Annotated in this window: 21 protein-coding genes; 11 read left to right on the top strand and 10 right to left on the bottom strand. The window is 67.8% G+C overall.

Going from position 1 to position 22,546, the window contains the following annotated elements; genetic code table 11:
• Positions 1-119: 119 nt before the first annotated feature.
• A complete protein-coding gene (locus OG866_RS22120) occupies positions 120-752 on the bottom strand; it encodes an HAD family hydrolase (RefSeq protein ID WP_329337146.1) in 633 nt (210 codons plus the stop codon).
• 195 nt (positions 753-947) lie between these two features.
• On the opposite strand from OG866_RS22120, the gene OG866_RS22115 reads away from it, so the two are divergent.
• Positions 948-1,814: a GNAT family N-acetyltransferase gene (locus OG866_RS22115; protein WP_329337145.1), complete on the top strand. Its 867-nt coding sequence runs from the start codon at positions 948-950 to the stop codon at positions 1,812-1,814.
• Between the two features lie 111 nt (positions 1,815-1,925).
• Here OG866_RS22115 and OG866_RS22110 read toward each other — a convergent pair whose 3' ends face one another.
• Positions 1,926-3,182, bottom strand: a complete 1,257-nt coding sequence (locus tag OG866_RS22110; RefSeq protein ID WP_329337142.1) for an MFS transporter — start codon at positions 3,180-3,182, stop codon at positions 1,926-1,928.
• 142 nt (positions 3,183-3,324) lie between these two features.
• Here OG866_RS22110 and OG866_RS22105 point away from each other — a divergent pair, with 142 nt between their 5' ends.
• Both OG866_RS22105 and OG866_RS22100 read left to right on the top strand, forming a co-directional pair.
• Positions 3,325-3,783: a MarR family winged helix-turn-helix transcriptional regulator gene (locus OG866_RS22105; protein ID WP_329337141.1), complete on the top strand. Its 459-nt coding sequence runs from the start codon at positions 3,325-3,327 to the stop codon at positions 3,781-3,783.
• 9 nt (positions 3,784-3,792) lie between these two features.
• Positions 3,793-4,245, top strand: a complete 453-nt coding sequence (locus OG866_RS22100) for a GNAT family N-acetyltransferase (RefSeq protein WP_329337140.1) — start codon at positions 3,793-3,795, stop codon at positions 4,243-4,245.
• Between the two features lie 101 nt (positions 4,246-4,346).
• Here the strand turns inward: OG866_RS22100 and OG866_RS22095 are convergent, their stop codons facing one another.
• The gene (locus OG866_RS22095) at positions 4,347-5,732 is read right to left on the bottom strand and encodes a serine hydrolase domain-containing protein (RefSeq protein WP_329337138.1); all 1,386 of its coding nucleotides are present in this window, start codon (positions 5,730-5,732) and stop codon (positions 4,347-4,349) included.
• A gap of 61 nt (positions 5,733-5,793) precedes the next feature.
• Positions 5,794-7,266 (bottom strand): replicative DNA helicase, encoded by a 1,473-nt coding sequence (gene dnaB, locus OG866_RS22090; RefSeq protein WP_329337137.1) that lies wholly within the window; start codon positions 7,264-7,266, stop codon positions 5,794-5,796.
• A 458-nt stretch (positions 7,267-7,724) separates the two neighbouring features.
• Between dnaB and OG866_RS22085 the strand changes: the two genes are divergently transcribed.
• A complete protein-coding gene (locus tag OG866_RS22085; protein ID WP_329337135.1) occupies positions 7,725-9,062 on the top strand; it encodes an MATE family efflux transporter in 1,338 nt (445 codons plus the stop codon).
• 207 nt (positions 9,063-9,269) lie between these two features.
• Here the strand turns inward: OG866_RS22085 and rplI are convergent, their stop codons facing one another.
• From rplI to rpsF, 4 genes are all read right to left on the bottom strand, one after another.
• Positions 9,270-9,716 carry a 50S ribosomal protein L9 gene (gene rplI, locus OG866_RS22080; protein ID WP_329337132.1) on the bottom strand — a complete coding sequence of 149 codons (447 nt, stop codon included), beginning with the start codon at positions 9,714-9,716 and terminating at the stop codon, positions 9,270-9,272.
• Positions 9,717-9,734: 18 nt separating this feature from the next.
• A complete protein-coding gene (gene rpsR, locus OG866_RS22075) occupies positions 9,735-9,971 on the bottom strand; it encodes a 30S ribosomal protein S18 (protein WP_003949403.1) in 237 nt (78 codons plus the stop codon).
• Between the two features lie 41 nt (positions 9,972-10,012).
• Positions 10,013-10,615, bottom strand: a complete 603-nt coding sequence (locus tag OG866_RS22070) for a single-stranded DNA-binding protein (protein WP_329337131.1) — start codon at positions 10,613-10,615, stop codon at positions 10,013-10,015.
• An 81-nt stretch (positions 10,616-10,696) separates the two neighbouring features.
• A complete protein-coding gene (gene rpsF, locus OG866_RS22065; RefSeq protein ID WP_005482942.1) occupies positions 10,697-10,987 on the bottom strand; it encodes a 30S ribosomal protein S6 in 291 nt (96 codons plus the stop codon).
• Positions 10,988-11,251: 264 nt separating this feature from the next.
• Here rpsF and OG866_RS22060 point away from each other — a divergent pair, with 264 nt between their 5' ends.
• The 3 genes from OG866_RS22060 (at position 11,252) to OG866_RS22050 (ending at position 13,968) form a co-directional block, all read left to right on the top strand.
• The gene (locus OG866_RS22060; protein WP_329337130.1) at positions 11,252-11,569 is read left to right on the top strand and encodes a hypothetical protein; all 318 of its coding nucleotides are present in this window, start codon (positions 11,252-11,254) and stop codon (positions 11,567-11,569) included.
• Positions 11,570-11,749: 180 nt separating this feature from the next.
• Entirely contained in the window at positions 11,750-12,871 is a 1,122-nt protein-coding gene (gene femX, locus OG866_RS22055; RefSeq protein WP_329337129.1) for a peptidoglycan bridge formation glycyltransferase FemX, read from the top strand.
• A gap of 65 nt (positions 12,872-12,936) precedes the next feature.
• Positions 12,937-13,968 (top strand): alanine racemase, encoded by a 1,032-nt coding sequence (locus tag OG866_RS22050; RefSeq protein WP_329337127.1) that lies wholly within the window; start codon positions 12,937-12,939, stop codon positions 13,966-13,968.
• A gap of 102 nt (positions 13,969-14,070) precedes the next feature.
• On the opposite strand, the gene OG866_RS22045 is transcribed toward OG866_RS22050, so the two are convergent.
• Positions 14,071-15,603 carry a glycosyltransferase family 87 protein gene (locus OG866_RS22045; protein WP_329337125.1) on the bottom strand — a complete coding sequence of 511 codons (1,533 nt, stop codon included), beginning with the start codon at positions 15,601-15,603 and terminating at the stop codon, positions 14,071-14,073.
• Between the two features lie 108 nt (positions 15,604-15,711).
• On the bottom strand, positions 15,712-18,321 hold the full coding sequence (locus tag OG866_RS22040) for a transglycosylase domain-containing protein (RefSeq protein WP_329337123.1): 2,610 nt from the start codon (positions 18,319-18,321) through the stop codon (positions 15,712-15,714).
• A gap of 366 nt (positions 18,322-18,687) precedes the next feature.
• On the opposite strand from OG866_RS22040, the gene OG866_RS22035 reads away from it, so the two are divergent.
• The 4 genes from OG866_RS22035 to OG866_RS22020 all read left to right on the top strand — a co-directional run bounded on the left by OG866_RS22035 (position 18,688) and on the right by OG866_RS22020 (position 22,524).
• On the top strand, positions 18,688-19,377 hold the full coding sequence (locus OG866_RS22035) for a PadR family transcriptional regulator (RefSeq protein ID WP_329337121.1): 690 nt from the start codon (positions 18,688-18,690) through the stop codon (positions 19,375-19,377).
• Between the two features lie 44 nt (positions 19,378-19,421).
• Entirely contained in the window at positions 19,422-20,504 is a 1,083-nt protein-coding gene (locus OG866_RS22030) for an inositol-3-phosphate synthase (RefSeq protein ID WP_329337119.1), read from the top strand.
• A gap of 114 nt (positions 20,505-20,618) precedes the next feature.
• On the top strand, positions 20,619-21,881 hold the full coding sequence (locus OG866_RS22025) for an MFS transporter (protein WP_329337117.1): 1,263 nt from the start codon (positions 20,619-20,621) through the stop codon (positions 21,879-21,881).
• A gap of 124 nt (positions 21,882-22,005) precedes the next feature.
• On the top strand, positions 22,006-22,524 hold the full coding sequence (locus OG866_RS22020) for an LppU/SCO3897 family protein (protein WP_329337115.1): 519 nt from the start codon (positions 22,006-22,008) through the stop codon (positions 22,522-22,524).
• Positions 22,525-22,546 lie beyond the last annotated feature (22 nt).

Here is a 22,546-nt window from a genome sequence, read left to right as displayed (position 1 = left end):
AGAACACGCTCCTCGCCGGACGAGAACCGGAGTCGACCCTACCGGGCGCCGCTCCGCACACAAGTCCCCCCTGGGTCCGCCATGAATGAGCCAAGGGCGCTCACCATGAATTCGCTCAATTACCAGGAGCGACACGCCAATTCATAGGCTCCCCACAGATCCTTCCCCGCGTAGGAGTGGGTCGCGAGACCGGCCAGATGGCTGTCGGCATTGACTGCGACGGAGACCGGAACCACACCGAAGAGGTCCCTGTCCGACGACGAGTCTCCATAAGCGACGCAATCGGCCCGAGTGACCCCGAACTCCTTGCACAACCGATCGGCAATCACGACCTTCGCCGCCGCGCTGAGTACACCGGCCGGATCCACGGGCTCGTTGAACGGCACGGCGGGAAAGCGCGACCCGTACGCCGCATGCGCACCCCAGTCGATGAGCCGCTCCACGAAGAAGGACGGCGAGAGCGACACCACCGCGCAGTAGTCGCCGTTGCTTCGGATCTCCCCCCAGACCTCACGAATACGGGCCAGCCACGGCGCCCCCTCGAATGCGGCCGTCACATGGGCGTCCGTGAGATCCACCCACAGGGTGCGCACCCGCGTCGCATACTCGGGTGGCTCGATGAGACCCGACGAGATCGCCTGATCGAGGGCCACGGCCTCGGCTTCCAGGCCGAGTTGCCGGGATATCTCGACAGGGGCGGACGTTCCGTGCAACAACGTGCCGTCGAGATCGAAGAGATGAAGTCTGGCCATGGAACCCGAGGCTAGCCGGGCCGGCTTTCGGTACCTCGCCGAGGACGCCGGAATCCTGCGGCTCGCCCATGTTTCACGTGAAACAACGACCAGCTGTCGTCGGGCTGTGCGGACGGCTACGGCATGACCAAAAGCTCGTACTTCTCCGCGGAAACAGGTGGACGGCAGGGGTGCCCGTCAGACAGCCTGACCTGCGTGTCGACACCTTCCCCCGCTTCTCTGCCCATCCGCCGTCTGACGCATCGCGATCTCGCTGCCTGCGCCGACTTGTCCGAGGACCGGGGGTGGCCGCGCGAGGAGCACAAGTGGGGCTACCTCCTCGCCTCCGGAACGGGATACGGCATCGACGACCCCGAGGGCGGACTCGTCAGCGCCTGCGTCGTCACCACGTACGGGCCGCAGGAGCGCCCGGAGCTGGGAGCCATCGGCATGGTCCTGGTCGCCGAACGCCACGCCCGGAAGGGGATCGGCCGCCGGTTGATGCGCCATGTGCTCGCGGCGATGGGCACCATCCCACTCACCCTGCACGCGACACCCAACGGCCGCCCCCTCTACGAGGAACTCGGCTTCAAGACCACCGGCCGGGCGGAGATGGTGCGAGGTCACTTCAGGGCCGACGGCTACCGGCCCACCGTCACGACGCGGACGGCCACGGGTGGGGATCTCTCCGCCATCCTCCGGCTCGACGAAGCGGTGTTCGGCGCCGACCGCACACACATCGTCACGCGCCTGCCCGCCTTCGCCGACCAGCTGCGGGTCGCGGAGGAGAACGGCCGGATCATCGGCTACGCGGCCGCGTGGCCCAACATGGACACCCACGTCGTGGGCCCGCTCGTGGCCCAGGACACGGAGACGGCCAAGGCGCTCATCGCCTCCCTCGCCGCCCACACGGACCGCCCGCTGCGCACCGACATCGACGTACGGCACGAAGAACTGCTGGCCTGGGCGAAGGAGCATGGCCTGGCGTCCGTCGCCTTCAACGCGGTCATGACATACGGCATCCCGGAGCTGCCGGGCGACTGGAGCCGCCGGTTCGCGCCGGTGACGGTGGCGGCGGGGTGACCATGACCGCCGCGACGGGCTGAGCCGACATACGGACCCGCCGGTCCCCGAGGAGTGACGGGGACCGGCGCGATGTCCGTACGGCCCGCCCGGTCGGCGGCGGGCGCAGCCTCAGTGGTGGGCGACGGGCCTCTGCTCGGCGGGCACGGCTGCCGCTCCAGATCCCGTTCGGGCTCCAGATCCGGTTCCAGCTCCGGCTCCGGCGACTACCGCGCTGGGCCCGCTGTCCCTGCGTTCCAGGGCCGCTGAAAGGACGGCGAGGCCCAGGGCGCCCGCGGCGAGGGCCGCGCCCACCCAGTTGGGAGCGGTGTAGCCGAGGCCGGCGCTGATGACGAGGCCGCCGAGCCAGGCGGAGAGCGCGTTGCCGAGGTTGAAGGCGCCGATGTTCACGGCCGAGGCGAGCGTCGGGGCGCCGTGCGCCTGGTCGAGGACGCGCTTCTGGAGCGGCGGGACGGTGGCGAAGCCGAGGGCGCCGATGAGCGCGATCGTGACGGCCGCGAGCACCTTGTTGTGCGCGGTGAACGTGAAGAGCGCGAGGACGATCGCGAGGGCGCCCAGGGAGACGTACAGCATGGGCATCAGGGCGCGGTCCGCGTACTTGCCTCCGACCAGGTTGCCGCCGACCATGCCGAGGCCGAAGAGGACGAGCAGCCAGGTGACGGAGCCGTCGGCGAACCCGGTGACGTGGGTCATCATCGGCGCGATGTAGGTGATCGCCGCGAAGACACCGCCGAAGCCGAGCACGGTCATCGCCATGGCGAGCAGGACCTGGGTGTTCTTGAAGGCGGCCAGTTCGTGGCGCAGGTGCACGCCTTCAGGCTTGGGCAGGTCGGGGACCAGCTTGGCGATGCCGAGCAGGCCGACGACGCCGAGCGCGGCGACGACGGCGAAGGTGACCCGCCAGCCGGCGGTCTGTCCTACGAGGGTGCCCAGCGGCACACCGACGACGTTGGCGACCGTCAGGCCGGTGAACATCATCGCGATGGCGCCGGCCTTCTTGTCCGGGGCGACCAGATCGGCCGCGACGACCGACCCGATGCCGAAGAAGGCTCCGTGGGCGAGCGAGGCGACGATCCGGCCGATCAGCATGACGCCGAACGCGGGGGCGAGGGCGGAGAGCAGGTTGCCGACGATGAACAGGCCCATGAGCGCCATCAGCATGCGCTTGCGGGAGACCTTGGTGCCGAGCACCGTCATGAGCGGGGCGCCGAACATGACACCGAGCGCGTAGCCCGTCACCAGGAAGCCCGCCGTGGGGATGGAGACACCGAAGTCTCCCGCGACCTCGGGCAGCAAGCCCATGATCACGAACTCGGTGGTTCCGATGCCGAAGGCCCCGATCGCGAGGGCTAGAAGCGCGAGAGGCATGGAGATCTGCACCTTCCCAGTTGATTGCATGAGCGCTTTACAGTTGATGACAATACTTGCAGACGCTTGTTAATTGCAAGCGCAGGCTATTGCGGGCCTGCCCTATCCTGGTTTCAGCCGTTCCGGGACGAAGGAAGCGCCAATGACAGCGACGGACCCCGCACTCACCGCCCTCGCCCAGGGCTGGTGCGCCCTCTCCCTGCTGCACGGGAGGATCGAGGCCCACATCGAGCGGGCCCTCCAGGCGCGGCACGACCTCAGCGTGCGCGAGTACTCCCTGCTCGACGTCCTCAGCCGTCAGCACGACGGCGACGGAGGCCACCTCCAGATGAAGCAGGTCGCCGACGCGGTCGTCCTGAGCCAGAGCGCCACCACACGACTCGTCACCCGGCTGGAGGACCGCGGTCTGCTGACCCGCTACCTGTGCCCCACCGACCGCCGCGGCATCTACACCAACGTCACGCCGGCAGGCCTTGCCCTGCTGGAGGAGGCGCGGCCGACCAACGACTCCGCGCTGCGCGAGGCGCTCGACGAAGCGGCCAGGAACCCCGAGCTGGCACCCCTGGTCAAGGTCGTCGAGTCGCTGAAGGTGCCCGCATAGGCTGACGGCATGGGAGATCTTGAAATACGTGCCGCCGACTCCGACGATGTCGCTGCGATCGTCGCGATGCTCGCCGACGATCCGCTGGGTGCCCAGCGTGAGTCACCGGACGACCTCGCCCCGTATCTGACGGCACTGGAGCGGCTCAGCGCCGACCCCCACCAGCACCTGATGGTCGCCGTGCGCGAGGGCCGCGTCGTCGGCACCCTCCAGCTCACGGTCATCCCCGGCCTGTCCCGACGCGGTGCCACCAGATCGATCATCGAAGGCGTCCGTGTGCACGCCGACGAGCGCGGCGGCGGTCTGGGCACCCAGCTCATCGAGTGGGCGATCGACGAATCCCGGCGCCAGAACTGCCAGTTGGTACAGCTGACCTCCGACGTCACCCGTACCGACGCCCACCGCTTCTACGAACGACTGGGTTTCGAGGCCTCGCATCTGGGCTTCAAGCTGCCTCTCTGAGTCCCCGGCAGGGCAATCTGACACGCCTTCCGCAGAGGCCCTCGCAAGGCGAAGCGCCCTGTTTCACGTGAAACAGGGCGCCCCACGATCCACCACACCCGCTAGCCGATCCCGCGCCAGCCCTCCGGGTCCACCCCGCCCGGCACAGGAGCCCCCTCGTCGTACGGCTCACGCGTGAACACGAACGACCCCAGGTCCAGGTGGCTCACGCTGCCGTCCGGCCGCCGTACGGCCCGTAGAAGCTCTCCGGCGTAGTAACCCTCCAGCCCCGTCCAGGTGCCGTCGCCGTTGGCGCGGAAGCGTGAACGGCGGCCACCGCCGGACAACGGCCCCATGGAGACTCCTCCCTCGACGGTGAGTCGCAGGGCGAAGGCATGCGTGCCCCAGTACCACTGCCCGGCCAACTCCAGTACGTCGGCGTCGACTTCGGGAAGCGGTCGCCACGGGTCGGGAATGCGCGGCTCGGCCTCGGCGACGATCCGGACGAGGTCGGCGCCCACGGAGGACAGCATCGGGCCGGAGGTGCAGTTGGTCAGCACCACCGCCGCGACATCGTCCGCCACGCTGATCGTGAGGTTCGCCAGGAACCCCGGCAGGGAACCGGAGTGCCCCACAAGCAGTCGGCCGTCCCGGTGCTGGACCTGCAACCCGAGGCCGTAGGCGGCACCGTCCACTACATCGGCGACCTCGGGCGGCGCGGCAGGCGTGTGCATCTCCCGCACCGTCTCCGCGCTCAGCACCCGGTCGTCCCCGTTCGTCAGGAAGGCCGCGAATTTCGCCAAGTCACCGGTCGTGGACCAGAGTTGGCCCGCCGCAGCCATCCTCCCCAGGTCCTCGGTGGGTTCCGGCAGCATCACATCGGCCCAGGGATGCACGGCCCAGCCGCCTGCGTGCGGCGCCCGGGGCTGAGCGCTCGTACGGTCCAGGCCCAGGGGTTCGAGCACCTCACGCCGCAGCACCTCCTCCCACGGGGCCCCGCGCAGCTTCTCCACCAGGGCACCCAGCAGGGCGTAACCGGGGTTCGAATAATGATGGCGGCGGCCGGCCGGATGCAGGAAGGGCTGCTCGCCCAGGACGTCCGACAGCTCAGGACGCAGGGCGCCCGGGGTCCGCTCCCACCACGGCCCCGGTGACTCGGCCGCCAACCCGGCCGTGTGCGCGAGCAGTTCGGCGATGGTCGCCTCCCCCGCGCCGGTCCCCGGCACATGCTTCTCCAGCGGGTCACCGAGGTCGAGCACGCCCTCGTCACGCAGTCGCAGCACGAGAACGGCGGTGAAGGTCTTGGTGATCGAGCCGATCCGGTACTGCACGTTCTCGTCCGGGCCGTGTCCGTCCACCGAGGTCCGTGAGCCGTGCCAGACGGCCCGGCCGCCCCGCACGACCGCCGCGACCAGCGACGGTGTCCGCCCTTCGGCCTGGGCCACGGCGATGCGGTGCAGCAGTGCGCGGCGCGTGCCGGGGAGCAGCTCTTCCTGGGATGTCGTCATGACCCCAGTCCACCCCGGCGAGTGCCGGGGCGTCGAGCTGATTTGGCGCGGGTCGGACGGCTCAGGTCTGAGCCATGTCCACGAAGCGGGAGTAGTGGCCCTGGAAGGCGACCGTGATCGTCGCCGTCGGGCCGTTACGGTGCTTGCCGACGATGATGTCCGCCTCGCCGGCGCGCGGCGACTCCTTCTCGTAGGCGTCCTCGCGGTGCAGCAGGATCACCATGTCGGCGTCCTGCTCGATGGAGCCGGACTCACGCAGGTCGGAGACCTGCGGCTTCTTGTCGGTGCGCTGCTCGGGGCCACGGTTGAGCTGCGAGAGCGCGATCACCGGGACCTCGAGCTCCTTGGCGAGGAGCTTGAGGTTACGGGACATGTCCGAGACCTCCTGCTGACGGCTCTCGGACCGCTTGCCGGACTGCATCAGCTGGAGGTAGTCGATGATCACGAGCTTGATGTCGTTGCGCTGCTTGAGCCGACGGCACTTCGCGCGGATCTCCATCATCGACAGGTTCGGGGAGTCGTCGATGTAGAGCGGCGCGGCCGAGACCTCGGGCATCCGACGGGCCAGGCGTGTCCAGTCCTCGTCCGTCATGGTGCCGGACCTCATGTGGTGCAGGGCCACGCGCGCCTCGGCCGACAGCAGACGCATCGCGATCTCGTTGCGCCCCATTTCGAGGGAGAAGATGACGCTCGGCAGGTTGTTCTTGATCGACGCCGCCCGCGCGAAGTCCAGCGCGAGTGTGGACTTACCCATGGCGGGTCGGGCCGCGATGACGATCATCTGGCCCGGGTGCAGACCGTTGGTGAGGGAGTCGAGGTCAGTGAAGCCTGTGGGCACACCGGTCATCTCGCCGGTGCGGGAGCCGATCGCCTCGATCTCGTCGAGCGCGCCCTCCATGATGTCGCCGAGCGGGAGGTAGTCCTCGCTGGTGCGCTGCTCGGTGACCGCGTAGATCTCGGCCTGGGCACGGTTGACGATCTCGTCGACGTCGTCGTCGGCCGCGTATCCCATCTGGGTGATGCGTGTACCGGCTTCGACCAGCCGACGCAGCACGGCCCGCTCATGGACGATCTCCGCGTAGTACTCGGCGTTCGCCGCCGTCGGAACCGTCTGGACGAGGGTGTGCAGATACGATGCGCCGCCGACCTTGTTGATCTCGCCGCGCTTGGTCAGCTCGGCGGCGATCGTGATGGGGTCGGCCGGCTCACCCTTGGCGTAGATGTCGAGGATGGCCTGGAAGATCGTCTCGTGGGCCGGCTTGTAGAAGTCATGGCCCTTGATGACCTCGACGACGTCGGCGATGGCGTCCTTGGACAGGAGCATGCCGCCGAGCACGGACTGCTCCGCGTCGAGATCCTGCGGCGGCACCCGCTCGAACGAGGTGCCCCCGCCGTCCCATTCGCCGTTCTCCCGGCCGCGGTCGTGCTGGTCGTCGCGGCCCCGTCCCCCGTCGCCGCGTCGGCGCGAGGCAGGCAGACGATCACTGGGACCGCTGTCGGCCCACGGATCGTCCAAGGGCTCGGAAATGCTCACCGAGCCACCTCCTCCCGTCCGCCGAGCGGACCTCGCCGTGCCTCTCTTTCTACGGCACGGCACTGACAAATAAGAGGCCCAGCTCCGTTTGTGGCGCGTCGGTTTTGTGATGGTTTCCCAGCCGACAGATGGAGCGGGCGCCGGACCACCGTAGGCCCGTCGGCACCGTCAGCCAATCTGGTTATCCACAGGCCATGTGGACGACGGCCCGGATGCTGTGGAGAACTCCGCAAAACCTGTGCACGACCCGGTGGACAGCCCTGTGAACAAGCTCGCCCTTCTTTCGAGAGACCCGCCCTGACCTGCATACTTCCCGTCCACCGGCTGTGCAGAAGAAAAACTTCCCCAGTCGGACCAAGATCAGATCGAACGAGCCGCGCAAGCGTGCCACACACGAGACCAAGTAAGGGTCACTAATCAATTGCATCTATTACCTGTGGACGATTAGATTGGTGCTCATGACACACGCTCCCGCGACCTCGCGCGCCGCCCGACGACAGCACGACCGAGAGATCGTCGCACTGGCCGTCCCGGCCTTCGGCGCGCTCGTCGCCGAGCCCCTCTTCGTCATGGTGGACAGCGCGATCGTGGGCCATCTCGGAACCGCACAACTCGCGGGGCTGGGAGTCGCCTCGGCCCTCCTCGTGACCGCCGTCAGCGTGTTCGTCTTCCTCGCCTACGCCACCACAGCGGCTGTCGCCCGGCGCGTCGGCGCCGGTGATCTCCAGTCCGCCATCCGACAGGGCATGGACGGCATCTGGCTGGCGCTCCTGCTCGGCGCCGCGGTCGTCGCCGTCGTCCTTCCCATGGCGCCCGCCCTGGTGGAGCTCTTCGGCGCCTCGGACACGGCCGCTCCCTACGCGACCACGTATCTCCGGATCTCCTCCCTCGGCATCCCGGCCATGCTCATCGTTCTAGCCGCGACCGGTGTCCTGCGGGGTCTCCAGGACACCAAGACCCCCCTCTACGTCGCCATCGGCGGCTTCGTCGCCAACGCGGCCCTGAACGTAGGCCTCGTCTACGGCGCCGACCTCGGCATCGCCGGCTCCGCCTGGGGCACCGTCATCGCCCAGTGCGGCATGGCGACCGTCTACCTCGCGGTGGTCGTACGCGGAGCCCGAGCCCACGGCGCCTCTCTGCGTCCCGACACGGCCGGCATCCGAGCCTCAGCCCAGGCCGGCGTCCCTCTGCTCGTCCGCACCCTGTCGCTCCGGACCATCCTGATGATCGCCACCGCGGTCGCGGCCCGTCTCGGCGACGCGGACATCGCGGCGCACCAGATCATCCTGTCCCTGTGGAGCCTCCTCGCCTTCGCCCTGGACGCCATCGCCATCGCGGGGCAGGCCATCATCGGCCGCTATCTCGGTGCGGGCGACGCCCAGGGGGCACGTGAGGCATGCCGCCGCATGGTGCAGTGGGGGATCGCGGTCGGCGTGGTGCTCGGCCTGCTGGTGGTTATGACTCGGCCCGTGTTTCTGCCCCTGTTCACCAGTGACTCCGTGGTGAAGGATGCCGCGCTGCCCGCGTTGCTCGTCGTGGCGCTCTCCCAGCCGATCTGCGGAATCGTCTTCGTCCTGGACGGCGTACTGATGGGCGCGGGCGACGGGCCATACCTGGCCTGGGCGATGGTGCTGACCCTGGCGGTCTTCACGCCCGTGGCCCTGCTCGTACCGATGCTCGGTGGCGGCCTGACCGCTCTGTGGGGAGCCATGACGCTGATGATGGCCGTTCGCATGCTGACCCTGTGGCTGCGCGCACGGTCGGGGCGCTGGATCGTCACGGGCGCGACCCGCTGACGTTTCACATGAAACGTCGCTCACCGCTGGCTCGTTTCACGTGAAACACGTCAGCCCGCGGCGTTCCGTTTCACGTGAAACATGTCGGTCCGGGACGTTTCACGTGAAACACCAAGAGACTCCAAGCCGCCCGACTCGGGCAAGCAAGAGGGGCCGTACCCCAATGGGTACGGCCCCTCTCACAACTGCTCAAACCGAGCGCAGCGGTCAGGCCGCGACGACCTCGATGCTGACCTTGGCGGCAACCTCGGGGTGCAGACGCACGGACGTCTCGTGAGCGCCCAGCGTCTTGATCGGCGAACCGAGCTCGATGCGGCGCTTGTCGACCTCGGGGCCACCGGAAGCCTTGATCGCCGAGGCGATGTCGGCCGGGGTGACGGAACCGAAGAGACGACCGGCGTCGCCGGAGCGCACGGCCAGACGGACCTTGACGGCCTCCAGCTGGCCCTTGACCTGGTTGGCCTGCTCGATGGTCTGGATCTCGTGGATCTTGCGAGCACGACGGATCTGCTCGACGTCCTTCTCGCCACCCTTGGTCCAGCGGATAGCGAACTTCCGCGGGATCAGGTAGTTGCGAGCGTAACCGTCCTTGACGTCAACGACGTCGCCGGCGGCACCGAGGCCAGAGACCTCGTGGGTGAGGATGATCTTCATTATTCGGTCACCCTTCCCTTAGCGCGCGGTGGACGTGTAGGGCAGCAGCGCCATCTCACGGCTGTTCTTGACGGCCGTGGCGACGTCACGCTGGTGCTGCGTGCAGTTGCCGGTCACGCGGCGGGCACGGATCTTGCCGCGGTCGGAAATGAACTTCCGCAGCATGTTCGTGTCCTTGTAGTCCACGTACGTGACCTTGTCCTTGCAGAAAGCGCAGACCTTTTTCTTAGGCTTGCGCACAGGCGGCTTCGCCATGGTGTTTCTCCTGTGTGATCAAGAAGTGGGGATACGAGCCCTTAGAAGGGGGGCTCGTCCGAGTAGCCGCCGCCCTGCTGGCCGCCGCCGGAGTTTCCACCCCAGCCGCCGCCACCGCCGCCGCCCTGGTTGCCACCGGCGGGAGCGCCGGTGGCCCACGGGTCGTCGGCGGGAGCACCGCCGCCGCCCTGCTGGCCGCCGCCGGAGTTTCCACCCCAGCCGCCGCCGGCCTGGCCGCCACCGCCGCCGTAACCACCCTGGCCACCTCGGCCGGCACCGCCGGCTGTCTTGGTGACCTTGGCCGTGGCGTTCTTCAGGCTGGCGCCGACTTCCTCGACGTCCAGCTCGTAGACCGTGCGCTTGACGCCCTCACGGTCCTCGTAGGACCGCTGCTTCAGCCGGCCCTGCACGATGACGCGCATGCCTCGCTGGAGCGACTCCGCGACGTTCTCCGCCGCCTGACGCCAGACCGAGCAGGTCAGGAACAGGCTCTCGCCGTCCTTCCACTCGTTCGTCTGACGGTCGAAGGTGCGGGGGGTGGACGCGACACGGAACTTCGCGACCGCCGCACCGGAGGGGGTGAAGCGCAGCTCGGGGTCGTCGACAAGATTGCCGACGACCGTGATGACGGTCTCGCCTGCCATGGGGGTACCTCTCGGCGGGTTTGCTGCTCTGGCTGCTTGGTTGCTGCTACTCGAATCCCGAGATCAGCTGAGCGGGAGAGCTCAGTGGGTCTCGGGGCGGAGGACCTTGGTCCGGAGGACCGACTCGTTCAGGTTCATCTGGCGGTCGAGCTCCTTGACGACCGCAGGCTCGGCCTGCAGGTCGATGACCGAGTAGATGCCCTCGGGCTTCTTCTTGATCTCGTACGAGAGACGACGACGGCCCCAGGTGTCGACCTTCTCGACCTTTCCGTTGCCCTCACGGACGACGGAGAGGAAGTTCTCGATCAGGGGAGCGACAGCGCGCTCCTCCAGATCGGGGTCGAGGATGACCATCACCTCGTAGTGACGCATGTGGAACCCACCTCCTTTGGACTCAGCGGCCACGGTCGTTCCGTGGCAGGAGGGTCGTGATGCGTACGCAACGGTATCGGCCGCCACTGACAATCAGGATTTCCTCGCGGTAGTCCTGGTCGTGACATGGGCAGACACCAGTGCAGACGGTACAGACTACCCGCACACCGGCTTCCGGTTGAAATCCGGCCGCCAGGACCGACAATCTGTACACATCGGGTGTGTATGGCGCTACGATGCGCCGCCTTCCGCAGGAGGTGCCCTATGGCACAGGCAATGCGACCCAACACCGCCGTCGGAGGCCTTTTCGCCACGGACGGAAAACCCCACCCTCTCCAGGACTCGCTGCTCGCGGTGACCCTGGTGCTGGGGATCCTGGCTTTCGTCACGGCGATGTTCCACAACCTGCACCTGCTCAGCTCCTGGGCGGGCCTGGTGGGGATCTGCACCGGCGCGTACGGCCAGTGGATCTCGGAGACGACCCGTGAGCGCTTCGGACTGATCCTCGGTCTCGGCGCCTCGGCCGTCGGCTTCTTCCTCGGCATGGCCCACGGAGGCCTCTTCGGCGGCTGGATCAGCTGACGCCAGGGACACCGTCCTCTCCACATCACCCAGAAGCACCACGGAACACCTCGGCGGCCCTCGAGCCGGGGCGCAGGTTCCGTACGCCCAGTCGGGGCGCTCGCTAGGCGCAGTAGGCTTCGGCGCGAGAGCCGGAGCCCCTGTACCCATGGGGACACACCAGCCCGAGGAGCGCCCCGAATGAGCCTGACCCTGAGGACGATCAGCCGCGAGCAGCATCTGGCGTACATCCAGAGCCTGCCGGCGGCGAGCCACATGCAGGTTCCGGCCTGGGCAGACGTCAAGGCGGAGTGGCGCTCGGAGAGCCTCGGCTGGTTCGACGACAAGACCGGCGACATGGTCGGCGCGGGCTTGGTCCTCTACCGCCAGCTGCCCAAGATCAAGCGCTACCTGGCCTATCTGCCCGAGGGCCCGGTCATCAACTGGTTCGCGCCGAATCTGACCGACTGGCTGGAACCGATGCTGGCCCACCTCAAGCACCAGGGCGCCTTCTCCGTGAAGATGGGCCCGCCGGTGATCATCCGGCGCTGGGAGGCCACTTCCATCAAGGCGGGCATCCAGAACCCCGACGTGAAGAGACTGCGGGACATCGAGGCCGACTTCATCGAGCCACGCGCCTTCGAGGTCGCCGACAAGCTCCGTCGTATGGGCTGGCAGCAGGGCGAGGACGGCGGCGCGGGCTTCGGTGACGTCCAGCCGCGTTACGTCTACCAGGTGCCGCTGGCGAACCGCTCCCTGGAAGAGGTCCACAAGAACTTCAACCAGCTGTGGCGCCGCAACATCAAGAAGGCCGAGAAGGCTGGCGTCGAGGTCGTCCAGGGCGGCTACCACGACCTTGAGGAGTGGCAGCGGCTGTACGAGATCACGGCCGTGCGCGACCACTTCCGGCCCCGCCCGCTGTCGTACTTCCAGCGCATGTGGACGGCCCTCAACACCGAGGACCCCAACCGGATGCGGCTGTACTTCGCCCGCCACAACGGCGTGAACCTGTCGGCGGCGACGATGTTGATCGTGGGCGGGCACGTCTGGTACTCCTACGGCGCCTCCGACAACATCGGCCGTGAGGTCCGGCCCTCGAACGCGATGCAGTGGCGGATGCTGCGCGACGCCTACGCGCTCGGCGCGACCGTCTACGACCTGCGCGGCATCTCCGACTCGCTGGACGAGACCGACCACCTCTTCGGCCTGATCCAGTTCAAGGTCGGCACCGGCGGTCAGGCCGCCGAGTACCTCGGCGAGTGGGACTTCCCGCTCAACAAGCTGCTCCACAAGGCGCTCGACATCTACATGTCGCGCCGCTGAGACAGCACAATTTGCTTCCACACCTCTGATACACCGCAGCCACGAGAAAGGTTCCAGGTCCGGCCATGGCGCTCACGCTCTACGTCGACACCGCGCGCTGGCGTGCGCACCACAAGCACGTGCAGGACCAGTTCCCAGGGCTCGTCCCGGTCTGCAAGGGCAACGGCTACGGCTTCGGACACGAGCGCCTGGCCGAGGAGGCGACCCGGCTCGGCTCGGACGTCCTCGCCGTCGGCACGACGTACGAGGCCGCGCGCATCAAGGACTGGTTCGGCGGTGACCTGCTGGTGCTGACGCCGTACCGGCGCGGTGAGGAGCCCGTGCCCCTGCCCGACCGCGTCATCCGCTCGGTGTCGTCGATCGACGGGGTCTACGGCCTCGTGGGCGCCCGGGTGGTCATCGAGGTGATGTCCTCGATGAAGCGGCACGGCATCAGCGAGCAGGATCTGCCGCAACTGCACTCCGCCATAGAGAACGTCCGCCTGGAGGGCTTCGCCATCCATCTGCCGCTGGACCGCACCGACGGCTCGGACGCCGTCGAGGAGGTCATCGGCTGGATGGACCGGCTGCGCGCGGCGCGCCTGCCGCTGCACACGATGTTCGTCAGCCACCTCAAGGCCGAGGACCTCGCCCGGCTCCAGCAGCAGTTCCCGCAGACCCGCTTCCGCGCGCGGATCGGCACGCGGCTGTGGCTGGGGGACCATGAGGCCACCGAGTACCGCGGGGCCGTCCTGGACGTCACGCGCGTGGCCAAGGGCGACCGCTTCGGCTACCGGCAGCAGAAGGCGGCCTCGGACGGCTTCCTGGTCGTCGTGGCGGGCGGTACGTCGCACGGGGTGGGCCTGGAGGCCCCCAAGGCGCTGCACGGCGTCATGCCGCGCGCCAAGGGCGTCGCCCGCGCGGGCCTCGCCACGGTGAACCGGAACCTTTCTCCGTTCGTCTGGGGCGGCAAGCAGCGCTGGTTCGCGGAGCCGCCGCACATGCAGGTGTCGATCCTGTTCGTGCCCTCCGACGCCCCCGAGCCGAAGGTCGGCGAGGAGCTGGTGGCCCATCTCCGGCACACCACCACGCAGTTCGACCGGATCGTCGACCGCTGAGCGTCGTACGGACCGGCTGAAGAGCCGTACGCAGACAGCCGAAAGGCCGTACACGGGCCTCCCGTGTACGGCCTTTCGTGTGGCTGCCTACGCCTTGTTCGCTCAGAGCGAACGGTCCGAGGGGGCGGCCTGATCGCCCCAACGGTCCGCGGGAGCCGCCGAGTCGCCCCACTCCACCTGCGGCCCGCCGAAGTGGGCGGCGTGCCGCGGGGGATGAGCCGCGGGGCCCAGGACGAACACGTCCTCCGCACCGTCGAGCACGCCTCCCGAGGGATCGTCGTCACCGGCCCTACGCACCACGTCCCGCTCCGGCATCCAGATGTCACGGACGACCACGGCACACAGGTACAGCGTCCCGAGCAGATGCAGGCCGATGGCCCAGTGGTAGCCCTCCTGGGGCAGACCCTTGTGGGCGTCCGCGCTGGTCGTGTACGCGAGATACATCCAGATGCCCAGGAAGTACGCCACCTCGCACGCCTGCCAGATGAGGAAGTCCCGCCACTTGGGCCGGGCCAGCACGGCCAGCGGCACCAGCCACAGGACGTACTGCGGCGAGTAGACCTTGTTGGTGAGGATGAACGCCGCGACGATCAGGAAGGCCAGCTGGGCGAAGCGCGGCCGACGCGGGGCGGTCAGCGTGAGCGCGGCGATGCCGACGCAGCACAGCAGGACCAGCAGCGTGGCGAGGGTGTTGACCGTGTCGGTGCTCAGCGGGTCGGACGAGTTCTGCGCCAGGATCAGCCAGAAGGAACCGAAGTCGACGCCTCGCTCCTGGCTGAACTCGTAGAACTTCGCCCAGCCGTCCCAGGCGAGCAGCATCACCGGAAGGTTCACGACGAGCCAGGAGACCGCGGCGCCGCCCAACGCCTTCCCGAAGTCCCGCCACTTGCCGGCGCGCCAGCACAGCACGAACAGCGGGCCGAGCAGGAAGACGGGATAGAGCTTGGCGGCCGTGGCGAGGCCCAGCAGGACGCCGAACGCGAGCGCACGGCCCCGGGACCACATCAGCATCGCGGCGGCCGTCAGGGAGACCGCCAGGAGGTCCCAGTTGATGGTGGCGGTCAGCGCGAAGGCGGGGGCCAGGGCGACCAGCAGACCGTCCCAGGGGCGCCGGGCGTGTGTACGGGTCACGCAGACGGCGATGATGGCGGCGCAGGCCATCAGCATCCCGGCGTTGACCATCCAGTACCACTGTTCCTGGTCCTGGATGCTGCCGCTGCCCGGTGTGAGCCAAGCTGCCACTTCCATGAACACACCGGTCAGCACCGGGTATTCGAGGTACTCCATGTCGCCGTTGAGCTTGTCGAAGTACGGCACCAGCCCGTCGGAGAAGCCGCGCCCCGCGTAGAGGTGCGGGATGTCCGAGTAGCAGGCGTGCGTGTACTGCGAGCTGGCGCCGAAGAACCAGCCGCCGTTGTAGCAGGGTGCCTTCTGGATCAGACCGAGGGCGAACATGCCGATCGCCACAAGCGCGATGACCCGCACGGGAGTCCACCAGGACGTCCCGAGCAGGGCGCGCCGCCCGATGGGACCACCGATCAGCTCACTGCCGCTCGCGGCGATCTCGTCGTCCCTGGTCGGCTGCACCGGGTCCTGCTCGTGCACGCTCGCTTGCGTGGATTCTGCACTGGGCATGGGGCACATCCTGCCGTACCTGCCTAGGAATACGCCGAGGGCCGCCGCACCTGGTGGGTGCGACGGCCCATGTTTCACGTGAAACACCCTCGGCGGGCGATAGGGAGGCTAACCGGACGATCCTCCGAAGATGCCTCCATTGCCGTTGCCTCTGGTGGTGTCTGTCTCCGTGGCTGTCGGTGTGGAGGTCACGCCTCCGTCCGTGCCGCCGGTGTCCGTACCGCCCGTCTCCGAGCACTGCCAGCTGAACTTGCAGGACTCGCTCGGCGAGGGCGAGGGGGAGGTCAGGGTCGGCGTGGGCGTGGGGCTCGGCGTCGGGCTGGCCGTCTCGCTCGGCGTCGCGGTCACGGACGGCGTCGGAGACGGTGCGCCCACCTCGTCCTGGATCTCACCGATCTTCTCGGCGTCCGGGAAGCCGGTGTCGCTGTCGTTCTTGAGAGCGGCCTTCATGTACTCGGTCCAGATCGACGTCGGGATGTCACCACCGTGGATGGACTCCACACCCGCCGTGCCGTTCATGGACAGCAGCTTGCCCTTCTTCGGGTCCTCTCGGAACATCGCGACCGACGTGGAGAGCTGCTGGGTGTAACCGACGAACCAGGCCGACTTGTTGCTGTCGGTGGTACCGGTCTTGCCGGCCGCCGTACGGCCCAGGGCCAGCGCGTTCTTACCCGTACCGTTCTTGATCACGTTCTCGAGGGTGTCCGTGACGTTGTTCGCCACGTTCTCGGGCATCGCCAGGGTGACCTTCGGCTTGTCGAAGCCCTGCTCCGGCTGTCCGTTGTGCTTGACCTCGGTCACCGAGTACGGGTCCGCGTGCTTGCCGGACGCGGCGAAGGTGGCGTAGGCGTCAGCCATGCGGATGGCGCTGGGGGTGGACGTACCGAGGGCGAAGGACGGGTTGATGTCGGCGAACGTGCTCTTCAGAATGCCGGACTTCTCCGCCACACTCGCGACGTTGTCCAGCCCCACATCCACACCGAGCTGCACGAACGGCGTGTTGATGGACTGCTCCATCGCCTTGCGCAGACTGATGTAGCCCCAGGGATAGTCGCTCTCGTTCTCCTGATAGAAGGTCGAGTTGTCCTTGCGCAGGTAGTAGGAGCCGTCCGGCTTCCGGACCTTCAGATGGTCGTTGCCGTTGTACTTGCTCAGCGGCGAGACACCGACATCCGGGTCCTTGTACGTCCCGTACTCCATGGCCGCCGCGAGGACGAACGGCTTCCACGTCGAACCGACGGGCACACCCGAGGTGTCCGCGTTGTTGTTGAAGTGGTCGTTCTCGTAGCCCGCGCCACCGTAGATCGCGACGATCGCACCGTCGTTGGGCCGCACCGACGCCGCACCGAACTGGACGTGCTTGTCCTTCTCGCGCTTGTCCGGGTCGATGTTCTCCTTCTCGATCTTCTTGACGGCCGTCGAGAGCGCGTTGACCTTGCTCTTCTCGAACGTCGTGTAGATCTGGTACCCACCCTTGTCGAAGTCGGCCCGCGAGATCTTCGAGTGGGACAGCACGTATTTCTTGGCCGTGTCGACGAGGTAGCTGATCTGGCCGGTCATGCCCTTGGTCGCCTTGAGGCCCTGGGGCATGGGGTACTTCTTCACGGCCGTCGCGTACTCGGTGTCCGTGATGCGCTTGTCGTCGTGCATCTGCTCAAGGATCCAGCTCCAGCGTTCCTGTGAACGCTTGAGGTTCTTCTCCTTGGTGGCCGACGGGTCGATGCTCGTGTTGTCGATCGGGTCGTAGTACGTCGGGCCTTTGAGCAGCGCGGCCAGGAAGGCGCACTGGGACACCGAGAGGTCCTCGGCGTCCTCGCCGTAGTAGGTCTGCGCGGCGGCCTGGATGCCGTAGGCACCGCGACCGTAGTACGAGGTGTTCAGGTAGCCCTGAAGGATGTCGTCCTTCGTGAGCTTCGTCCCCACCTTTATGGAGATGAACATCTCCTTGAACTTGCGGGAGACGGTCTGTTCCTGGCTCAGGTAGGTGTTCTTCACATACTGCTGGGTGATGGTCGAACCACCCTGGGTGTCACCGCCGCGCGCCATGTTGGCGAGCGCCCGGGCGATGCCCATGGGGTCGACGCCGGAGTCGCTGTAGAAGCTCTTGTTCTCCGCGGAGATCACGGCCCACTGCATGGCCTTGGGGATCTTCGCGATGTCGACGTTCTGCCGGTTCGCGCCGCTGCCGGTGGCGACCATCTGGCTGCCGTCGGCCCAGTAGTAGACGTTGTTCTCGGACTTGGCCGCGGCGTTCTCGTCGGGGATGCCGACCATGGCGTAGCCGATGCCCGCGATGGCGACCAGGCTGCCGAAGAAGGCGAGGCTGAGCCCGGAGACGAGTCTCCAGGAGGGCACCCAGCGCTGCCAGCCGTACTTGCCGGCGCGCGGGTAGTCGATGAACCGGTTCTTGGTGGAGGCGGTGGCTCGGCCGCGTCCAGGGCCGGTGGAGCCGCGGCGTGCGCCGCGGCCCGTGGGTTCGGGCGCTCTGCGCCGGCTGCCCCCGTTTCTCTGTGCCGCGCGGCGGGCGTCGGCGCGGCCGCCGTACGGCCGCTCCTCTGCTCCCGACTCGTGTGAACCCGACCCGTACGCGTCGGAAGGAGATCCGGTGGCGCCACGCGGTGCCGCACGGCGGCCGGAGGACGAGCCGGACTGGCCGCGTCGGGCCGCGGCACGTCCGCCTCCCTGCGGCTGCGGCGGTTTGCGACGGTGCTCGCTCATCGAACGACTACTCCTCGGGCAGGCGCACCTTTGCGCGCCTGGAAACGGCGGCTGCTGGTTTCCGGTCCCCCCGAAGTACGGATGTGGTCGCTTTCGCATTCACCCGTACTGCACCGAGGACGACGACGCCCCCAGGCGTCACTCGGTTCCCGGTGGTGTGCATGCCGCACAGACTACGCACCGTCAAAACCCGCCTAGCCCCGAAGTTCACCCCAAATCAGGCAACTTGCCTGCAACGAATCGGTGATGTGATCCCGTTCACCGTCTCCGCACTTGTCGCATGCGGAAGGCCGTTCTATCGTCGTGATGTATCGAGTCGATACATCAGAGCGACATAAGCGAGCCGAAGACCGAGAGGAGGCGACCATGAGCCGGCGTGCCGGGATCCTCGAGTTCGCCGTACTCGGTCTGCTCCGCGAGTCCCCGATGCACGGCTACGAGCTGCGCAAACGACTCAATACGTCACTGGGTGTGTTCCGTGCGTTCAGCTACGGCACGCTCTACCCCTGCCTCAAGACGCTGGTCGCCAACGGCTGGTTGATCGAGGAGCCGGGGAACGCTCCTGAGGACGCCCTCGCCGCACCACTCGCAGGGCGTCGCGCCAAGATCGTCTATCGGTTGACGGCGGAAGGTAAGGAGCACTTCGAGGAACTGCTCTCCCAGACCGGCCCCGACGCGTACGAGGACGAGCACTTCGCCGCGCGTTTCGCCTTCTTCGGACAGACGTCGCGCGATGTGCGCGTGCGGGTGCTGGAGGGCCGCCGCAGCCGGCTGGAGGAGCGCCTGGACAAGATGCGCGTGTCGTTCGCGCGCACCCGGGAGCGCCTCGACGACTACACGCTTGAGCTCCAGCGCCACGGAATGGAGTCCGTGGAGCGCGAAGTGCGCTGGCTGAACGAGCTCATCGAGAGCGAGCGGGCCGGACGGGACCTACGTGGTTCCACCGGGGGGCCCGCTCAGTCCTCTCAGCAGAACAACACCACTGGAGCGACGGGCAACCTGCCACGGCCCGGGGACACCCCCCGGACCGATCTGCCCGACGACACCGCCACGTGAGCGCCCAGTCAGGGCCTCACTCATACACACAGGGAGCAACCGGAATGGGTTCGGTCCGCGTAGCCATCGTTGGCGTGGGCAACTGCGCCGCGTCGCTGGTCCAGGGAGTCGAGTACTACAAGGACGCCGACCCGGCGACCAAGGTCCCCGGCCTCATGCACGTCCAGTTCGGCGACTACCACGTCGGTGACGTCGAGTTCGTCGCCGCCTTCGACGTCGACGCGAAGAAGGTCGGCCTCGACCTCTCGGACGCCATCGGTGCCAGCGAGAACAACACCATCAAGATCTGCGACGTCCCGAACAAGGGCGTCACGGTCCAGCGCGGCCACACCCACGACGGTCTCGGCAAGTACTACCGCGAGACCATCGAGGAGTCCGCCGAGGCCCCGGTCGACGTCGTCCAGATCCTCAAGGACAAGCAGGTCGACGTTCTCGTCTGCTACCTGCCCGTCGGCTCCGAGGACGCGGCGAAGTTCTACGCCCAGTGCGCCATCGACGCCAAGGTCGCCTTCGTCAACGCCCTCCCGGTCTTCATCGCCGGCACCAAGGAGTGGGCGGACAAGTTCACCGAGGCGGGCGTCCCGATCGTCGGCGACGACATCAAGTCGCAGGTCGGCGCCACCATCACGCACCGTGTGATGGCGAAGCTGTTCGAGGACCGCGGTGTCCGTCTTGAGCGCACCATGCAGCTCAACGTCGGCGGCAACATGGACTTCAAGAACATGCTGGAGCGCGACCGCCTCGAGTCCAAGAAGATCTCGAAGACGCAGGCCGTCACCTCGCAGATCCCCGACCGCGACCTGGGCGAGAAGAACGTCCACATCGGTCCCTCGGATTACGTGGCCTGGCTCGACGACCGCAAGTGGGCCTACGTCCGCCTCGAGGGCCGTGCCTTCGGTGACGTCCCGCTGAACCTGGAGTACAAGCTCGAGGTCTGGGACTCCCCGAACTCCGCGGGTGTCATCATCGACGCCCTGCGCGCCGCGAAGATCGCCAAGGACCGCGGCATCGGCGGCCCGATCCTGTCGGCGTCGTCGTACTTCATGAAGTCCCCGCCGGTCCAGTACTTCGACGACGAGGCCTTCGCCAACGTCGAGAAGTTCATCAAGGGTGAAGTCGAGCGCTAGCTCGATCCGGCGCTCGCGCGCCGAGGCTCAGTCAAAACGCTCCTGCCAGGGCTGTGTCGAGGGTCCCCGGGTTGTACCGCCCGGGGACCCTTCCCGTATGTGAGGCTGTGCCCCATGGCCGTCGTCCGTGACCTGCGCGTCCTGCTGCGCTTCCAGGGCTTCAGACGTCTGCTCTCCGTACGCCTGCTCTCCCAGGGCGCCGACGGCGTCTTCCAGGTCGCGCTCGCCGCGTACGTCGTCTTCTCCCCGGAGAAACAGACCTCGGCCGCCGCCATCGCCTCCGCGATGGCCGTACTCCTGCTCCCTTACTCCCTCGTGGGCCCCTTCGCCGGCGTCCTGCTGGACCGCTGGCGCCGCCGCCAGGTCTTCCTCTACGGCAACCTCGTGCGCGCGGCGATGGCCTCGGCGACCGCCGTCCTCATGGTCAGCCAGGCCCCGGACTGGCTCTTCTACGCCTCCGCCCTGTGCGTCACCGCCGTCAACCGCTTCGTCCTGTCCGGACTTTCCGCCGCGCTGCCCCGCGTGGTCGACGACGAACGACTGGTCGTGGCCAACTCCCTCTCCCCGACCGCCGGCACGCTCGCGGCGACCGCGGGCGGCGGTCTCGCCTTCGTCGTACGGCTGTTGGTGGCGGACTCCGACGCGGCCGTGGTCCTCCTGGGCGCGCTCCTGTACCTGTGCGCCGCGCTGGCGTCACTGCGTATCCCCAAGGAACTGCTGGGCCCCGACCGCGCGATGGCGCACCCCGGTCTCACGGCGGCCCTCTCCGGCACCGCCCGTGACCTCGCGGCGGGCGTCCGCCATCTCACCGGAACGCCGCGCCGGGAGGCCGCCTGGGCGCTCGCCGCGATGACGCTGATGCGCTTCTGCTACGGCGCCCTGCTGGTCATGCTGCTGATGCTGTGCCGGTACGAGTTCTCCTCGACGACCGACGACGGACTCGCCCTGCTGGGGCTGGCGTTGGGCATCTCGGGCGCGGGCTTCTTCGTCGCGGCCGTGGCGACACCGTGGGCGGCGGGACGTCTTGGACCCGGCCGCTGGATCGTCGTGTGCGCGGCGGCCGCAGCGGTCCTGGAGCCCGCCCTGGGCCTCCCTTTCGCCGTCGCGCCGATGCTCGTGGCGTCCTTCGTGCTGGGCCTGACCACGCAGGGCGCGAAGATCGCGACGGACACGCTCGTGCAGTCCTCGGTCGACGACGGCTTCCGGGGCCGGATCTTCTCCGTCTACGACGTGCTGTTCAACATCGCTTTCGTGGGAGCTGCCGCCGTCGCCGCCCTGATGCTGCCGCCGGACGGACGCTCTGTGGTGTTGGTGATAACAGTGGCCGTTATCTACGGGGCAGTTGCGGTGACTATGGCCCGCTTTGAGCGTCAGTAAGTGTCACATCAATGCCACAGAGTCCCCCTCGGGTACAAGGCTGTCAGTGGGTGCCGGTAACTTACGTGCGTCTTACTCGCGCCGCATTGCGCGTCACTCACCCATGTTCTAGGGGGACCCCCAAGTGTCAACTCCGCCGCCCCAGGGCCAGAACCCGTTCGCCCAGGGCCAGCAGCCCTACGGCCAGCCCCAGGCCCAGGCCCCGTACCCGCCCCAGGACGGCAACCCCTACGCCCAGGGCCAGCAGCCGGGCTTCCCCCAGCAGGGCGGCGTCCCCTACGCGCCGGTCCCGCCGGAGCAGCCCAAGCGAAAGCTCAGCTTCAAGACGATCAAGAACATAGTCATCGTCGTGGCCGTCGCCGGTATCGCCATCGGCGGCTACATCTCCAGCCGTGACGACGCCAACACCGCGGCGGTCGGCGACTGCATGCACCGAGGCAGCACCAACGACAACGACCCGGACCTCGAGGTCGTCGACTGCGGCTCCTCGAAGGCCCAGTACGAGGTGCTGGCCAAGATCGAGGGCACGTTCAGCGGCACTCTTGGCGAGACCAAGTGCGCGGCTGAGGCCAAGGACTTCCAGTACACCTACACCGAGTCCGGTGACGGCACCGACTTCCTGCTCTGCCTGAAGGACAAGTAGTAGCTCCTGCGGCACCGCAGAC

Origin of the sequence: Streptomyces sp. NBC_00663 (assembly GCF_036226885.1) — a bacterium.
Lineage (GTDB): Bacteria > Actinomycetota > Actinomycetes > Streptomycetales > Streptomycetaceae > Streptomyces.
The sequence above is the reverse complement of the archived record's forward strand: the minus strand, read 5'-3'. Positions and strand labels throughout refer to the sequence as shown.

Bases quoted from the DNA above. Each gene is read 5' to 3' on its own strand.
- OG866_RS22105 (WP_329337141.1), top strand. From the start codon at position 3,325: ATGACAGCGACGGACCCCGCACTCACCGCCCTCGCCCAGGGCTGGTGC.
- OG866_RS22040 (WP_329337123.1), bottom strand. From the start codon at position 18,321: ATGAGCGAGCACCGTCGCAAACCGCCGCAGCCGCAGGGAGGCGGACGT.
- rpsF (WP_005482942.1), bottom strand. From the start codon at position 10,987: ATGCGTCACTACGAGGTGATGGTCATCCTCGACCCCGATCTGGAGGAG.
- OG866_RS22100 (WP_329337140.1), top strand. From the start codon at position 3,793: ATGGGAGATCTTGAAATACGTGCCGCCGACTCCGACGATGTCGCTGCG.
- OG866_RS22120 (WP_329337146.1), bottom strand. From the start codon at position 752: ATGGCCAGACTTCATCTCTTCGATCTCGACGGCACGTTGTTGCACGGA.
- OG866_RS22050 (WP_329337127.1), top strand. From the start codon at position 12,937: ATGGCGCTCACGCTCTACGTCGACACCGCGCGCTGGCGTGCGCACCAC.
- OG866_RS22085 (WP_329337135.1), top strand. From the start codon at position 7,725: ATGACACACGCTCCCGCGACCTCGCGCGCCGCCCGACGACAGCACGAC.
- OG866_RS22060 (WP_329337130.1), top strand. From the start codon at position 11,252: ATGGCACAGGCAATGCGACCCAACACCGCCGTCGGAGGCCTTTTCGCC.
- OG866_RS22025 (WP_329337117.1), top strand. From the start codon at position 20,619: ATGGCCGTCGTCCGTGACCTGCGCGTCCTGCTGCGCTTCCAGGGCTTC.
- OG866_RS22030 (WP_329337119.1), top strand. From the start codon at position 19,422: ATGGGTTCGGTCCGCGTAGCCATCGTTGGCGTGGGCAACTGCGCCGCG.
- rpsR (WP_003949403.1), bottom strand. From the start codon at position 9,971: ATGGCGAAGCCGCCTGTGCGCAAGCCTAAGAAAAAGGTCTGCGCTTTC.
- OG866_RS22110 (WP_329337142.1), bottom strand. From the start codon at position 3,182: ATGCCTCTCGCGCTTCTAGCCCTCGCGATCGGGGCCTTCGGCATCGGA.
- OG866_RS22095 (WP_329337138.1), bottom strand. From the start codon at position 5,732: ATGACGACATCCCAGGAAGAGCTGCTCCCCGGCACGCGCCGCGCACTG.
- femX (WP_329337129.1), top strand. From the start codon at position 11,750: ATGAGCCTGACCCTGAGGACGATCAGCCGCGAGCAGCATCTGGCGTAC.
- rplI (WP_329337132.1), bottom strand. From the start codon at position 9,716: ATGAAGATCATCCTCACCCACGAGGTCTCTGGCCTCGGTGCCGCCGGC.
- OG866_RS22070 (WP_329337131.1), bottom strand. From the start codon at position 10,615: ATGGCAGGCGAGACCGTCATCACGGTCGTCGGCAATCTTGTCGACGAC.
- OG866_RS22045 (WP_329337125.1), bottom strand. From the start codon at position 15,603: ATGCCCAGTGCAGAATCCACGCAAGCGAGCGTGCACGAGCAGGACCCG.
- OG866_RS22035 (WP_329337121.1), top strand. From the start codon at position 18,688: ATGAGCCGGCGTGCCGGGATCCTCGAGTTCGCCGTACTCGGTCTGCTC.